At 39.4% G+C, this 16,552-nt stretch carries 14 protein-coding genes; 2 read left to right on the top strand and 12 right to left on the bottom strand.

The window, feature by feature from the left end; genetic code table 11:
* Nucleotides 1-161 precede the first annotated feature (161 nt).
* The 9 genes from H8700_RS06675 to H8700_RS06635 all read right to left on the bottom strand — a co-directional run bounded on the left by H8700_RS06675 (nt 162) and on the right by H8700_RS06635 (nt 9,901).
* Nucleotides 162-1,364 (bottom strand): class I SAM-dependent rRNA methyltransferase, encoded by a 1,203-nt coding sequence (locus tag H8700_RS06675; protein WP_022142009.1) that lies wholly within the window; start codon nt 1,362-1,364, stop codon nt 162-164.
* Nucleotides 1,365-1,382: 18 nt separating this feature from the next.
* Nucleotides 1,383-2,714, bottom strand: a complete 1,332-nt coding sequence (locus tag H8700_RS06670; protein ID WP_249304499.1) for a sensor histidine kinase — start codon at nt 2,712-2,714, stop codon at nt 1,383-1,385.
* Nucleotides 2,715-2,725: 11 nt separating this feature from the next.
* Nucleotides 2,726-3,397, bottom strand: coding sequence for a response regulator transcription factor (locus tag H8700_RS06665; RefSeq protein ID WP_022142007.1), 672 nt, complete (start codon nt 3,395-3,397; stop codon nt 2,726-2,728).
* A gap of 233 nt (nt 3,398-3,630) precedes the next feature.
* Nucleotides 3,631-5,388: a Na/Pi cotransporter family protein gene (locus H8700_RS06660; RefSeq protein ID WP_249304497.1), complete on the bottom strand. Its 1,758-nt coding sequence runs from the start codon at nt 5,386-5,388 to the stop codon at nt 3,631-3,633.
* Between the two features lie 188 nt (nt 5,389-5,576).
* The gene (gene phoU / locus H8700_RS06655; RefSeq protein WP_249304495.1) at nt 5,577-6,227 is read right to left on the bottom strand and encodes a phosphate signaling complex protein PhoU; all 651 of its coding nucleotides are present in this window, start codon (nt 6,225-6,227) and stop codon (nt 5,577-5,579) included.
* A gap of 49 nt (nt 6,228-6,276) precedes the next feature.
* Nucleotides 6,277-7,086, bottom strand: a complete 810-nt coding sequence (pstB, locus tag H8700_RS06650; RefSeq protein ID WP_249304492.1) for a phosphate ABC transporter ATP-binding protein PstB — start codon at nt 7,084-7,086, stop codon at nt 6,277-6,279.
* Nucleotides 7,087-7,103: 17 nt separating this feature from the next.
* Nucleotides 7,104-8,018 carry a phosphate ABC transporter permease PstA gene (gene pstA / locus H8700_RS06645; RefSeq protein WP_249304489.1) on the bottom strand — a complete coding sequence of 305 codons (915 nt, stop codon included), beginning with the start codon at nt 8,016-8,018 and terminating at the stop codon, nt 7,104-7,106.
* A gap of 1 nt (nt 8,019) precedes the next feature.
* Nucleotides 8,020-8,889 (bottom strand): phosphate ABC transporter permease subunit PstC, encoded by an 870-nt coding sequence (gene pstC / locus H8700_RS06640; protein WP_249304487.1) that lies wholly within the window; start codon nt 8,887-8,889, stop codon nt 8,020-8,022.
* Between the two features lie 130 nt (nt 8,890-9,019).
* Nucleotides 9,020-9,901 (bottom strand): substrate-binding domain-containing protein, encoded by an 882-nt coding sequence (locus tag H8700_RS06635; protein WP_249304485.1) that lies wholly within the window; start codon nt 9,899-9,901, stop codon nt 9,020-9,022.
* 484 nt (nt 9,902-10,385) lie between these two features.
* On the opposite strand from H8700_RS06635, the gene H8700_RS06630 reads away from it, so the two are divergent.
* Nucleotides 10,386-11,318: a polysaccharide deacetylase family protein gene (locus tag H8700_RS06630; RefSeq protein WP_249304483.1), complete on the top strand. Its 933-nt coding sequence runs from the start codon at nt 10,386-10,388 to the stop codon at nt 11,316-11,318.
* Between the two features lie 87 nt (nt 11,319-11,405).
* Here H8700_RS06630 and H8700_RS06625 read toward each other — a convergent pair whose 3' ends face one another.
* From H8700_RS06625 to H8700_RS06615, 3 genes are all read right to left on the bottom strand, one after another.
* A complete protein-coding gene (locus H8700_RS06625; RefSeq protein ID WP_249304480.1) occupies nt 11,406-12,569 on the bottom strand; it encodes a MalY/PatB family protein in 1,164 nt (387 codons plus the stop codon).
* 84 nt (nt 12,570-12,653) lie between these two features.
* On the bottom strand, nt 12,654-14,078 hold the full coding sequence (locus H8700_RS06620; protein WP_249304478.1) for an MATE family efflux transporter: 1,425 nt from the start codon (nt 14,076-14,078) through the stop codon (nt 12,654-12,656).
* A 1-nt stretch (nt 14,079) separates the two neighbouring features.
* On the bottom strand, nt 14,080-14,922 hold the full coding sequence (locus H8700_RS06615; RefSeq protein ID WP_022141997.1) for a DUF3737 family protein: 843 nt from the start codon (nt 14,920-14,922) through the stop codon (nt 14,080-14,082).
* A gap of 264 nt (nt 14,923-15,186) precedes the next feature.
* On the opposite strand from H8700_RS06615, the gene trkA reads away from it, so the two are divergent.
* Entirely contained in the window at nt 15,187-16,545 is a 1,359-nt protein-coding gene (gene trkA, locus H8700_RS06610; RefSeq protein ID WP_022141996.1) for a Trk system potassium transporter TrkA, read from the top strand.
* Nucleotides 16,546-16,552: the final 7 nt, after the last annotated feature.

Here is a 16,552-nt window from a genome sequence, read left to right as displayed (position 1 = left end):
TAGCTAATATGCGTTTTTGCATAAGATAGGTTCGATTATAGCACTTCCTGACAATTTTTACAAGACGAAAGACAAAACAAACACCAACATAAAACGGAAAACAAACTTCGGCACAAACAGTACTCAGCGTTTGTTTTCCATTTTGCAGCTCCAGTCAAATTTTATTTTTCATCCACCACCTGGAAGATATAAAACTTCAGATAATACGATTCATTGGCTGCCCATAGGATCGGATGATCCGGAGCCTGCGTACGAAATTCGATCTGTCTTAGACGTTTATGGACATTTGCTGCCGCCTGACTGATCGTTTTGGTAAAAAGTTCATATGTCATAAAATGTGAGCAGGAGCAGGTTGCTAAAAATCCGCCATCCTTAATCAGCTTCATTGCACGAAGGTTGATCTCACGGTAGCCTTTGACTGCATTTTTCACGGAATTACGTGATTTTGTAAAAGCCGGTGGATCTAAAATGATCACGTCAAACTTCTCTTTTGCTTCTTCTAGCTGTGGTAATTTTTCAAAAACGTCCACACATTCAAAATGAACCGTATCCGATAAGCCGTTTAAAATTGCATTTTTCCTTGCCTGCTCTACACCAAGTTCTGATGCATCCAGTCCTAAGACACTTGTCGCACCTGCCTGTCCTGCATTCAATGCAAAAGAACCGGTATGCGTAAAACAGTCTAATACCTTCGCGCCATTGCACAGCTTGCGGATCGCCTGACGGTTATACTTCTGATCCAGGAAAAAACCAGTCTTTTGTCCGTCCTTGACATCAACTAAATATTTCACACCATTTTCAACGATCTCTACTTCTGTATCAAAAGGTTCCCCTATAAAACCTTTGAAACGCTCCATTCCTTCCTGTTTACGGACTTTTGCATCACTTCTTTCGTAGACACCACGGATCACAATGCCGTCTTTTTGCAATACCTTCTTTAAGATCGTAACGATCTTTTCTTTATAGCGGTCGATACCAAGTGCAAGAGATTCTACAACAAGAACATCCGAAAACTTGTCGATCACAAGTCCCGGCAAAAAATCCGCTTCTCCAAAGATCACACGGCAGCTGCCGGTATCTACTGTCTTTTTACGATACTCCCATGCATTCGTGACACGCATTTCTAAAAAATCATCATCAATTTCCTGATCTTTTTTTCTGGTCATCAAGCGGATACGGATCTTTGAATTGCGATTAATAAAACCTTTTCCCATCGGATATCCGTCAAAATCATGTACCGTTACAATATCTCCGTCTTCAAAGCTTCCGGCAATCGATGCGATCTCATTATCAAACACCCACATGCCTCCGCTTTTTAAAGTCCGTCCTTCACCTTTTTTTAATGTTACAATTGCTTCGCTCATTTCCAATCTCCTATTTCTCTAGTTTTCTTTTTTTGCAAATACGATCCGCATCATCGTTCCTTTTCCTTCTTCGCTATCCATTTCCAAACGGGCATGAAGCTGCACGATGATATGCTTTACGATCGCAAGTCCAAGTCCTGTGCCACCTGTTTCTTTTGACCGGCTTTTATCAACACGATAAAAACGTTCAAAAACACGCTCCTGGTATTCCATGGGAATACCGATTCCATTATCTTTTACTTCAATATACTTTTCTTTATATTCATTTTCTCCCACTAATACTAACACTCTTCCGCCTTTTTTATTATAGCGGATCGCATTATCACATAAATTATATAAAAGTTCATTAATCATCTCTCTGCTGGTCTCTAAGATACAGGGTTCTCCGGCAATCCGGATCGTTACTTCCATCTTATCGGCCTTGACCTGAAGCGTATCAACACAATTTTGTGCCAGTTCATAGACATCAAGCTTTTCTGTCACGATCTCCATATGTACTGCATCCAGTTCTGACAAACGAATGGTATCATTGATCAACTGCAATAACCGGTTTGCGTTCCGATGGATCTCACCGGAAAAATGGATTACATCTTTTTCGGATGCCATTCCGTTTTCCATGATTTCCGCATAACCTGATACTGCCGTCAACGGTGTCTTTAATTCATGTGATACATTTGCGGTAAACTCCTGACGCATATCTGCGTTTCTTCGTATATCTTCATGCTGCCTGCGAATCATAGCAATAAATGGCTTTAGTTCTTTATAAACATCTGCTTCATCAATCTGATCAATATTTTTTGCCATCAATTCTACCGGCTGTATGATCGCTTTCGTCAAAAGATTGGATAAAAAGATGCATACTGCAATCACACATACAAGCACGACAAACATAAACGGAAAAGAGCTTAAAAAGACACTCATAATACTTTTGACATCTTTTGCAACTCGAAGGACATAACCATTATCTAATAAAATTGCAAAATATACCGTATCTTTTTGCATTGTGTCAGATTGTCTTTTACTATATCCTTCTTTTCCCTGTAAGGCTTCGTGCACCTCAATACGTTTTTTGTGATTGCCCATCTTACCTGCATCAAAAGCAGAGTCAAAGCAGACGGAGCCATCCGGTGCGATCAAGGTCACACGGTAACTTTTTTTTTCAACCTGATATTGTACATTTTGGGGATCTAAGAAAGCATTTGTGCCTTTAAATGCATAGGCACATGCCCTGAGATCGTCATATGCTTCCGTACTAAGGATCCGATAATTCACAAGATTTGATAAAATCATCATTAACAAAATGGAAATCACGGAAATGGCGATCATATAACGTTTAATCTTTTTCTTCATCTTTCAATCCTCTATTCCATACGATATCCGACATTTCGGATCGTTTTGATGCGGCTGCCGGATTCTCCAAGCTTTTTGCGTAATGTTTTGATATGCATATCTAATGTTCTGGATTCCCCTTCATAATCAGTTCCCCAGATCTTTACCATGATATCTTCTCTTTGTAATACAATTCCAACATTATTTAAAAAATATTTTAGTAATTCATATTCTTTATAGGTAAGTTCAATATCCTGCCGGTCTACTGATACTCTGCGTTTCTCATCATCCAGTTCAATATTTCCTAAAGTGTACAGCCTGGCATCATTAAACCGGATTGTTCTCCGAAGCAATGCCTTAACACGTGAGATCAGTTCCATCACACCAAATGGTTTGACCAGATAATCATCCGCACCGATATCGAGTCCTTTTACTCTGTCAAGTTCAGAAGTTTTTGCTGTTACCATTAAAACAGGAACTCTTCTGGTATCAGAGCGTTTACGAAGCTTTTCTACTGTAGTCAGCCCATCTTCGTCCGGTAACATCACATCCATCAGAATGATATCGGGCATTTTTTCATTGATACGCTTCCAGAACTTTTTCGTATCTTCAAACTCTTCTACTGTATAACCTGAATTTTTTAAAGAAAAACTTTCTATTTCTCTAATATTAATATCATCCTCTACTATATACACTAAAGCCATCGTTTTCTCCTTATCTGCCACAGATTACAGATCTGTCTGCCTATACGATCTGATAGACTGTAAACCATGGCAACCTATTTTTTACTTTATAACTTTTACCATATCTTTCTGTCTATTTTATAATAGGCTGCATATGGTTTCAACAACCTATGCAGCCTATTGGGACAAAATCAAAATATAAACCGGTCTGACCTGCCGGAAATCTTTTTATATGCAAGTCATTCCATTTTCTTTTATGGAAGTTTAAATTTCTTACGATAATAACGATATCGTTCTGTAAATTCAGGATCTTCATTTGCTTTTAAACTATCCAGATATTCGTGTGTCTCATAACCATCCTCTTTTGTCTGGATCAGACAGACGGCAATGTTGGAACAATGATCGGCAATACGTTCATAATTCGTTGTAATATCAGATAAGATAAATCCAAGTTCAATTGTACATTTACCTTTGCGAAGTCGTTTGACATGCTTTTTCTTTACTTCATCATTTAATGTATCAATAACTTCTTCTAAAGGCTCTACCTGTGTTGCCAACTCTACACTCTCTGTTTCAAAGACCTGATATGTCATAGACACAATCTCACGGATTGCTTTCTCATAAATATTCAGTTCTTCTTTTGCCTTATCAGAGAAATCTTCTTTCTTTCCATGAAATTCTTTTGCACTATCCATCAGATTGCACGCATGATCGGAAATTCTTTCAAAATCACCGATACAATGTAACAGCAGTGATACGGTCTGTGAATCCTTCTGTGACAGATCTGCATTACTCAGTTTCATCAGATACGTTCCCAGTTCATCTTCATAATGATCTACCTTATCTTCTAATTCTGAGACTAATTTTACTTTTTCTTTATCATAGTTCTTAAAAAGATCGATTGCCTTATTTAGTGCACCTACCGAATCCTGTGCCATCTCTACTGCTGCTTTCTTTGCCTGGGCAATTGCAAAAGAAGGTTTTTCAAGGAAACGCTCATCAAGTAAAGCAAGTCCATCCTTTTTTTCTTCTGTCGCATCATCACGGATCGTCCATGTTGCGAGCTTAACCAGTCCGTTTCTAAACGGAAGAAGGGACACAGTTGCAACAACATTAAACAAGCTGTGAATAACGGCAATACCCGTCACATTTGCAGCCTGGTTTAAAAAATGGAACGGATAAACCACATTGATCAGATAAAAGACAGCCATAAAAAGAACCGTTCCGATCAGATTAAAATAAAAATGAACAAATGCTGCTCTTTTTGCATTCTTTGTTGCACCAATACCGGAAATCAGTGCCGTAACACAAGTTCCGATATTCTGTCCCATGATAATAGGCAATGCAGATGCATACGATACCGAACCTGTCAGACAAAGTGCCTGTAGGATACCAACCGATGCGGAAGAACTCTGGATGATCGCTGTAAGCACGGCACCTGCAACGACACCGAGTACCGGATTTTCAAACATCAAAAAGAGATTCTTAAAACCATCAAGCTCTGCAAGCGGCTTTACTGCGCCGCTCATTGTATCCATTCCGATCATCAGGATTGCAAAGCCTGCTAAGATCGAACCGATGTCTTTTTTCTTATTGCTCTTTGTAAAAAGTAAAAGACAGACTCCGATCAGTGCAAGGATCGGTGCAAAAGAAGATGGTTTTAACATCTGGATCACAAAATTTTCACCTTCGATACCGGTCAGACTTAAGATCCAGGATGTAATTGTTGTACCGATATTCGCACCCATGATAATACCGACAGCCTGCTTTAATTGCATGATACCGGAATTAACAAATCCGACTACCATAACCGTTGTCGCAGAGGATGACTGGATCACTGCCGTAACACCGGCTCCAAGCAATACTGCCGTAATCGGCTTTGCTGTAAATTTTTCTAAGATCATTTCAAGCTTTCCGCCTGACATTTTTGCCAATCCGTCGCCCATGATATGCATTCCGTATAAAAATAATGCAAGACCACCGAGCATTGTTAATACATTAAAAAAATTCATGGCACATTCCTTTCACCACATATTCCCTATGGATTTCATAAATAGTATAAGCACATTTTGGACTTTATCTTTTATACCCGCCTATTTTGTGCATGGTCAAAATTGCAGTTTTAACCACAATATATAGAATATATTATTTTAACCAAAAAAGCAAATACTATTTATCGCGATGAGGGTACTAGTTTTTGCTAATAATTTTTGTCATGTTTTCCGGTGATGGAAAAAACAACCCATTCCGAAATATTTACGGCATGATCTCCGATACGCTCAAAGTATTTTGCAATCATTAAAAGATCTGCTGCCTCTTCCCCATGGTCTTCTTCTTTGCGGATCAGCTGAATCACTTCTTTTTTTGCCTCTAAGAAAAGACTGTCCACAATATCATCATGTTCAAGCACCTCTTGGGCACGATCCAGATCTTTATTGACATAGGCATCAATACTGCCGACAAGCATAACCGTTGTTTCTTTTGCCATTTCATGTAATACTTTCAGATTCACATTTTTATTATTCTTAGCAAGGCAGATCGTTATTTCTGAAATATCTGCCGCATGATCTCCGATACGCTCCATATCCGTGATCATCTTTAATGCAGAAGACACCATGCGAAGATCGCTTGCTACCGGCTGCTGATGTAATAAAAGTTTCAGGCAGAGCGATTCAATCTTCTTTTCCTGTTCGTCAATCTCACTATCTGCTTCGATTGCCGCCCTTGCAAGCTCTGTATCCCGGTTATTTAAAGCACGGATCGCGTTTTCAATCGCTTTTTCGATCATGCTTCCCATTTCGATCATATCATCTTTTAATGTTTTTAACTGGCTTTCAAATACATCTCTCATATTCATCCTCATTTCTATGCTTTTTGAATCTTACTTTTCGTAACTTTTTCTATCCAAAACGTCCTGTAATATAATCTTCTGTCTTCTTGTTCTGTGGCATCGAGAAAAGCTGATCCGTATCGGTATATTCTACCATTTCACCGAGCAAAAAGAAGGCTGTTTTATCCGAAATTCGCGTTGCCTGCTGCATGTTATGAGTTACCATAATGATCGTATATTCTTTTTTTAATTCCATTGCGAGATCTTCTATACGCGAAGTTGAGATTGGATCTAATGCAGATGTCGGTTCATCCATCAAAATAACTTCCGGCTCAATTGCTAAAGCACGGGCAATGCAAAGCCGCTGCTGCTGACCACCGGACAGACCAAGCGCTGACTTTTTCAATCGGTCCTTTAATTCATCCCATATTGCCGCCTGACGAAGTGACTTTTCTACGATCGCATCCAGCTTTTGTTTGGAACGTATTCCATGAGTACGTGGTCCATAGGCAATATTGTCATATATACTCATTGGAAAAGGATTTGGATTCTGGAAAACCATTCCTACTCTTTTTCGTAAATGATTGACATCCATATCACCATAAATATCCTCACCATTCAGCTGTACATCACCGGTAATGCGACATCCCGCCACCAGATCATTCATACGATTCAATGTCTTTAAAAATGTGGATTTTCCACATCCTGACGGTCCGATAAATGCAGTGATCTTCTTTTGCGGTATATCCATGCTGACGCTTTTTAGTGCATGAAAATCTTTATAATATAACTCTAAATTATTTACATGAAATTTTACGCTGTCATCGACTGCTGTCTGTGCAGCATCCACTGTTTTATCCAAAACTATTGTATTGTCCATAATCATTCCTCATTTCTTTAATCATTCTCAGCATTCTTTGCTGATAAACGTCTGGCAACAAAATTTGCAAGCATATTGATCAGCATTACAAATACCAAAAGAACTACTGCTGTTGCAAATGCCTCGTTGGTATGCAAACCTTCATTCGAAAGCAGATACATATGTACAGACAGTGTGCGGGCCGAAGCAAACAGATTGTTTGGTACTTTCGCCATCGTACCTGCTGTATAGATCAATGCTGCTGTTTCACCTACAATTCGTCCGGTCGCTAAGATCACACCGGATAAAATGCCGGGTACTGCGGATGGAAGAACGATACGAAAAACCGTTCTAAGTTTACCGGCTCCAAGTCCAAAACTTCCCTCCCGGTAACTTTGCGGCACCGATAACAAAGCTTCTTCTGTCGTTCGCATGATTGTTGGAAGAACCATGATCGCAACGGTCAGAGAACCGGACAATAACGATAATTGCATTTTTAACACTCCGACAAAAAAGATCATACCAAACAGGCCATAGACGATAGACGGAATGCCTGATAATGTTTCTGCTGTCACACGGATAAATTTAACTATACGATTGCCTTTCTTTGCATATTCCACCATATAGATTGCAGCAAAAATGCCAAGCGGAACAGAAATGACTAATGACAATGCAGTTAATAAAAATGTATTGATGATAGACGGAAGCATGGATACATTGTTTGAATCATATGTCCATGAAAATAATTCCGGTCTTAAGTAAGGAACACCTTTGATCAATATATATAATACAAGATATACAAAAGAAGCTGCAGTAAGCAACGCTGCAAGTATTGTAATGATCCATACCAGTAAAGAAAACGGATGTTTCAGATATGAATGAATCTTTTGTGAAAATGTGCTGACATTGATCGCACCTTTTTTGTCTTTTGTAAGTGTGGCATTTTGTTCCATACTATGCTTCCTCCTTTCTCTTTAGTAAAGAAAACAGGGAATTGATCAACAATATGAATACAAAAAGTACAACACCGGTTGCAATCAGTGCTTCCCTGTGAAGTCCCGTCGCATACCCCATTTCAATGACGATATTGGCTGTCAGTGTTCTTGCACCTTCAAAGATACCTTTTGGCATACGTGGCTGGTTTCCTACTACCATGATCACTGCCATGGTTTCACCGATTGCACGACCTATCCCCAGTACGATACCTGCCATGATACCGGATTTTGCGGCCGGTAATACAGTTCGGAATACACTTCTTTCATGTGTAGCACCAAGTGCTAACGCACCCTGATAATATTTATCCGGTACTGCCCTGATTGCGGCTTCTGATACATTAATGATCGTCGGTAATATCATTAATCCAAGTAAAACAGCGGCTGTCAGGATGGACAGACCATTGCCTCCAAACGAATCACGGAACTGTTCTCTTACAAATGGTACAATGACCATCAAACCAAAGAAACCATATATAACAGAAGGAATACCTGCTAAAAGCTCCACTCCTGCCTTTAACGGACGATATAACTTCTTCGGACAAAACTTTGCCATAAAAGCGGCTGTCAGAACACCGATCGGTACACCGATCAGAATTGCTCCTGCCGTTACATAAATACTTCCTACGATAAATGCAAAGATTCCATATTGGTTGCTTCCCGGCTTCCAGATATCACCCAGCAGAAAATTACCTACTCCGATCTTTCCAATTGCCGGCATACCATTTGCAAACAGGAAGATGCATATGAGTGCAACGCATAATACAGATACACAGGCACATATGAAAAACAGGATTTCCATTGCCTTTTCTGCTATATTTTTACTTTTCATGTCATTTCCTCATTTCTCTTTTTGAAAAACTGTGGCATTTTCTTCCACAGTTTTTTCTCTATCTTATTCATTTCTATCTTTCCGACCGGATCGTTATTTTTGTATCCGATTTTTTAGAAAGACGTACTTTTTATTTCACATCGCTCCAGTCTGTAATCTCACCTGTATAGATCTTTTTTACATTGTTGATAGAAATATCATCTAATTTGTTGTCTTTGTTTACAATTACAGCAATACCATCCATTGCAATAGCTGTTGATGTTAAACCGGCGTCTTTTTCAGAATCTTCTAACTCTCTTGAAGCCATACCGATATCACATGTACCTTCTGCTGCTGATGTCATGCCTGTAGTAGAATCACTCTCCTGTACTTCAATCTGTGCACCACTGTTGATCTTCTGATATGCTTCTGAAAGTTTTTCCATAACCGGTGTTACAGAAGATGAACCTGCAACGACGATCTTTCCTTTTGCATTGTTCGAAGTGAATTCTTTCTGGTCATCAATTGCGATATAACCATTGCCTTCTACTACCTTCTGACCATCCGGACTCATAATATAATTAATGAAGTCCTGAGCGACTTTGCTGACATCACCTTTTGTTGCAATGTTAAATGGTCTTGAAATTGTATATGTACCTGATTTGATATTATCCGCCGTTGCTTCCACGCCATCTACTTTTAACGCTTTTACGCTGTCATTTAAAGCACCAAGCGATGTATAACCAATTGCATATTCATCTCCTGAGACAGTTGTCATCATTGTTTCTGTACTCTTTGCAATGTTTGCATCTGATGTTGTATTGTCCACTTTATTTCCATCAGCATCTTTTTCCTGAATTCCTGTCAATTCAATAAAAGCACCTCTTGTACCGGATCCATCTTCTCTTGAAACAACTGAAATTGTCTGTGATGCACTCTTGCTGTCCTTTTTTCCTGATGATCCGCATCCTGTAAGCATTCCTGCTGCACATACTACGCTCAAACCGATTGCTGTTAACTTCTTTACTCTCATATTTTTTCCTCCTTTAGCACTTCTTCGTGCTGTTTCCATGAAAAATGCCATCTGTTTTTACGGCTCTTTTCTTTCATGGCTCTGGCTTTTCTTTGCCACTCATTTATTTTACAGGTACTATGATAACGAACGAATGTAAAATGCACTATCTGTCCAATGTATAATCTATGTAAAATCGCAGTAAAAAAGTGCAAGGTCAGCACCTTGCACTCCAAGAATTGCTAAAGCAATTCTTGCTGGTATACCACTACAATACATGCGTTTTCCCATCCACTTAAAAAAGTGCAACGTCGGCACGTTGCACTCCAAGAATCACTTCGTGATTCTTGCTGGCATAACACTACTGTACGAGCATTTTCCTATAAATTAAAAAAGTGCAATTAAAAAAAGAATAATACAGGCTTTTGTTACATAATTATGTATCAATTAGTATGTATGCTGTCACTTGGCCATGGGCTGCATGCAAAACGGAGGCTGTCTTTTTATGAAACATTACTCTAAGATCTTATCTGTTCCAAAAAGAGAGGATCCCATCCCACAAACGCCAAAGACAGACTTAGATCGTGAGATTCACAAAATAAGCACGTTTATCAAAACAGGTCTTTTCACACTGTCGGTGATCACACTTTCTGCTGTTGCGATCGCACAAAGCCAATATAAACTGAATCATTCCTCTACAAAAGTTACGAATACTTCTATCATGCACCCAAAAGAACTCCCGATTTATTGTGTTGACCGCAAAGAAAAGATCGTTGCCCTTTCCTTTGATGCGGCCTGGGGAAATGAGGATACCGGAAAGATTCTTTCTATATTAAAGAAGAAAAAAGTACATGTCACTTTCTTTATGACCGGTGGCTGGATCGAGAAATATCCCGATGATGTCAAAGCAATCCAAAAAGCCGGTCATGAACTTGGCAATCATAGTGAAAACCATAAACAAATGTCAACCTTATCTTCTGAACAATGTAAAGAAGAAATCATGAAAGTACACGAAAGAGTTAAAAAATTGACCGGAACTTCTATGAAAGTGTTCCGGCCACCTTACGGGGATTATAATGATACGTTGATACAGACCGTCAATGCCTGTGGATATAAGCCGATTCAATGGGATGTAGACAGTCTCGACTGGAAAGATTACGGACCTGACTCCATTCTAAACACCGTATTGAACCACAAACATCTTGGAAACGGTTCTATCATCCTGTGCCATAATGGGGCAAAATATACCGCACAGGTGCTTGAACAATTGATCGATGGTTTACAAAAGAAAGGATATCGTCTGGTTAGAATGTCTGATATCATCTATCAGAAGAATTATGAGATCAATACAGAAGGAAGGCAGATCTCGCTATCTGCAACGCCAAAAGAAAGTGCACCGGGCAACACACCTGTTTCTTCTAACTTCAAAACAGAGTAACGATTTTTACTCCTCCTGTCTTTTGTTGTATCTGTTTTAATGCTTTATACCTTACTGCCCGTCTCTGGCTGTATCCGTTCCGTGCCTTTAAGCCTTGAAAGCATATACTCCTTTTTGCAAACGTTCCATTCCGTCTTTGACAACAGCAAGCGGGCAGGCAATATTAATACGGACATACGATGCGCCATTTCCACGATACTGTCCTCCGGCTGTGATATACAGGCCGGTCTCTTTTCGTATAAAATCACATAGTTCCTGTGCGTCCTTTGTCAAAGCAGATACATCTACCCACAAAAGATAGGTTGCACCGGATTTTGTAAGCTTTAACTCGGAAAGGTTTTCTGCTAAAAATTCTGCCACATATTGTTTGTTCTTTGCTAAATAGACATTGAGCTGATCAAGCCATTCGCCTCCTTTTGTCAGGGCTGCTACCGTTGATTCGATTGCAAAACAGTTCGGTTCTGCAACTTCATCTGAATTCAGTCCACGATCCATCACAGCACGAATCCCCTCATTGGGAATATAGACTGCTGCCGACTGAAAGCCTGCCAGATTAAATGCTTTGGACGCTGCAATGCATGTAATACTGTTTTGTGCACATTCTGCTGATGCAGCCGCAAATGGTACATATTCTGCCTGATTTAATGTCAGATCACAATGGATCTCATCCGATAACACAACAACATGATGTTTTTTACAAAGAGAACCGATCTTTTGTAATTCTTCCCCGGTCCATACTTTTCCAACCGGATTATGTGGATTACAAAGGATCATTAATGTGGTCAACGGATCAGAAAGCTTCTTTTCCAAGTCTTCAAAATCCATCGTATATTCCTGATTGTTACATTGTAACGGGCATTCTAATACATGTCTGCCATGATTTTCTACCGAATGAAAAAACATATCATAGACCGGTGTCGGGATCACAATATTGTCTCCCGTGTTTGTCATTCTTTTTACAGTCGTACTGATTGCAGGGATCACACCGGTTGTAAAGATCAGACTATCTTTTTGTAAAGAAATGTTATGACGTTTCTTCCACCAGGACTGATACGCCGTATACCATTGATCCGGTATGATCGAATAGCCAAACACTCCCGTTTGCGCTCTTTGTATGACTGCCTGCGTTACTTCGGGAGCCGTTTGAAAATCCATATCCGCCACCCACATAGGAAGTTCGTTATCTGCTACATCCCATTTTAGGGAACCTGAATTTCTGCGGTCATTGATCTGGTCAAAATTATAATTCATATTCTATCGTTTCCTTTCTGTGTTGTTTTTATTGGCATACAAAATTATTTCATTCGAAGTTTTTTGAAACTTTCTTTTTTCTTTCTATTGTATTCTGTTTTTTGCTTTTTCCCACCATCGCACTTTAAAAAGACGATATAAGAAAATACTGCCTCTAAAGATCAATTCAATGCACATCGCAAACCACATGCCACGCAGTCCCATGGAAAGGGACAACAGATACGACAATGGCATACGAACCAGCCAGATACTTCCAAAGTTCATCAGACTTGGTACAAACGTATCACCGGCTCCGCGCAATGCACCGGATGCTACGATTGATGCCGCATACATCGGTTCGGCAAACATTTCAATACGAAGTATCTTTGTTCCTAATGCAACTACTTTAGCATCGGCTGACAACATTGCCATAATATAAGGAGCCGCAAAGAACATGATCACAGCCATCGCTGACATAAGCACCATACCGATCATCGTACTGATCTTAGCAAAATATTTTGCTACATTTTCTTTCTTTGCACCAATCCCTTGTCCTACCAGCGTCGTTGCTGCATCCGCAATGCCATATCCGGGCATATAACAAAGTGCTTCTGCCGTAATACCAAACGAATTTGCTGCAATCGCTACAATACCAAGCGGTGCAACAATCTTTGTGGAAGTGATCTGTGCCGCACAGACTACAAAATGTTCAAAGCCTACCGGCAAAGAGATCTTAATGGCTTTTCGCAGATAACCTTTCTGAAAGCAGTCTTTTCTGATATGCATCTTATGAAGTGAAAATTTTTTGATCCAGACACAGTAAAATAAAACGACTGCCACAAAAAGCTCTGCTGCCGCTGTTCCCAATGCCGCACCTGCCACCCCCATATGAAGTCCGGGTAAGACAATCTTTACCTTTCCCATATACAAAACATGGCTTGGAAAGATAAAAAATGCATTAAAGAGAATATCCAGAAAACATTTGAGCGAATTTAAGATTCCCGGTGTTTTCATATTGCCGCTGCATTGTAAAATTCCGCTTGCTAAAGAATTCAATGCCGCAACCGGTAAAAAAGCAGCATAAATAAAGAAGTAATCAGAAGCATTTTGGTGGATCCTCGGATCAGCACCAAGCAGCCGCGGCAGACTTCCCGAAAGAAATGTTCCGGCAAACATCAAAAACACTGCCCACATAAGGACCGCAAAAAGGGCCTGCCCTACGATGCATTTTGCTTTTTCCTTCTTCCCGGCACCGATCGCGTGAGCAACCTGTACCGAATAACCGGTTGTCAAAGCATAGGCAAGACTTCCAAACATCCAGCAGGTTGTCGAAACCAATCCAATCGCAGCAGAACCGTCTGCACCAAGCCGTCCGACCATAGCTGCATCAATATATTGCATAATGATCGAACTGATCTGTGCCATAATAGACGGAATACTAAGCATCAAAACAAGCCTTACACGTTTCGAGAACGAAAGTTCTTCACCTCTTTTGATGTATTCTGTTAAATCAATTTTATTTTTCCCCATATCACTGCTTTCTCTGAATGATCGTTGTATCTTCCGGTTTCATCTCATCATTATCAAAAATAATCTCATTAATATGATCGGCAATGATCCTTCCATGGATTGGATTTTTGACGCTGTCAATATTGCTGTTGATCTCGACATCTACGGTTGAATATTCAAATGCAAGATTTGTATTTAACAGCTTACAGTCTTTCATAACAAGATTTTCCATATAACAGAATCCCTGCTCACTTTCAATCGTACAGTTGATCAAAGTCACATTTTTTGCATTCCAGCCAAAATATTCTCCGGATACAAACGAATCATATACCGTAATATTTTCGCAATTCCAGAATGCATCTTTTGATAACAGATGCGAATTGCGGATCGTTACGTTCTTACATCCGTCAAATGAGTAGTTGCCATCCAGCGTCAGTCCTTCAATCTCCATATTGCTGCTGCCCATTGCAAAATAATCTCCTTTTGCACTCATACCATGGATCGATACGTTATCGCAATTCCATAAAGTCTCTGTCGCATCTGTAAACACAATATTTTCCAATGCAACATGATGACATCTTCTGATTCCCTTTGGTGCAACATAAGTAATATTTTTCATCTTCAGATCATCTGTATACCAGATGCCGGCTCTTGCCATTTCAAACAGTGTGCTGTCTGTTACTGATACATGTTTACAATACCAAAGCGGATATTTCCATTGAAACATACTCTTTCTGATATCAAGATTTTTACTCTCCTTTAATGGAGATTCTCCATCTAAAAATGTACAATTTTCAATTTCCAGATCACTTACCTGAAATAATGCACGTTCACCTGTAAATCTTTGTTCTGTATATTTTTTCATAATATTCCTCATTTCTACTATTGCTTATACTATCAGTTATAGTATTTTTCTAATCTATTTTTGTAGATTATCACCATATATCTGCTTCGTCAACCTTGAAGTATACTTAAGATTTGTGTATTTTTACAAAAATATTCATTTATATCGCCAAATCTCATAAAGTGTTGTATAATATGGTGTCGGGGATATTACAATATCCCAAATAAATAAAAATTAAAATAATTTTTATAAAGGCATTGTTTCGATGCCAGAACGAGGAGACTTATGAGAATTATTATCGTTGGATGCGGTAAAGTAGGACGAACTCTTACCGAACAGTTAAGTGATGAAAATCATGATGTAACAGTTGTTGATACCAACCCACAGGTTGTACAGGATGTTACAAACAATTTCGATGTCATGGGAGTTGTAGGAAACGGTGCCAGCTATCTGGTTCAGATGGATGCCGGTGTGGAAGATGCAGATCTTTTGATCTCCGTTACCGCTTCAGACGAATTGAACCTGTTATGCTGTCTTTTTGCGAAAAAAGCCGGAAACTGTAAAACAATTGCGCGCGTGCGCAACCCACTTTACAGCCATGAAGTTAATTTCATCAAAAAAGAACTCGGTCTTTCCATGATTATTAATCCGGAATACGCAGCAGCGACAGAAATCGCACGTATCCTGCGTTTTCCATCTGCGATCAAGATCGATACATTTGCAAAAGGACGTGTCGAACTGATGAAATCAATTATTGATCAGAATTCTCCTTTGTGTGGCGAATCATTGAGTAATGTTGCAAAAAAGATCAAAGCAGACGTCTTAGTCTGTGCTGTTGAACGCGGCAAAGACGTTGTAATCCCTAATGGTGATTTTGTGTTTGAAGAAAATGATGTGATCAGTATAGTGGCTTCTCCTACGGAAGCACGTGATTTTTTTAAACAAACCGGTGTCGAAACACACCAGGTAAAGAATGCTCTGATCGTTGGCGGGGGCACGATTGCCTATTATCTTGCAGAACAGCTTCTCAACATGGGCATCCGTGTTAAGATTATTGAAAAAGATTATAAACGCTGTGAAACATTGAGTGAATTGCTTCCTTCTGCTATGATCATCCACGGAGATGCTGCAAACCAGGATGTATTGTTTGAAGAAGGCATTGAACATTGTGAGGCTTTTGTATCGCTGACCGGTATTGATGAAGAAAATATCTTCCTGTCTTTATTTGCACAACAGTCATCAAAAGCAAAGATCATTACAAAGATCAACCGTATTACATTTGATGAGATCATCAATAATTTCCATTTAGGAAGTCTGATATATCCTAAGTACATCACTTCTGAATACATCTTGCAATATATCCGTGCGATGCAAAATTCGCTTGGAAGCAACATAGAAACACTCTACCGTATTATTGAAAATAAAGTAGAAGCCTTAGAGTTTCATATTGGTGAAGATGTCATGATCCCGGATGAAACCTTAGAAAATCTGCCGATCAAAAAGAATATCCTGATCGCTGCGATCAACCACAATGGTAAAACAATCCGTCCAAACGGTCACTCTAAGATCCATGCCGGTGATAATGTGATCGTTGTTACTACTCTGAAAGGATTACAGGACATTGATGATATCTTTGAAAAATAGAGGAAGC

The sequence above is a fragment of the Jutongia hominis genome, assembly GCF_014384965.1.
Classification (GTDB): Bacteria; Bacillota; Clostridia; order Lachnospirales; family Lachnospiraceae; genus Butyribacter; species Butyribacter hominis.
This window is presented reverse-complemented; position numbering and strand designations above follow the sequence as displayed.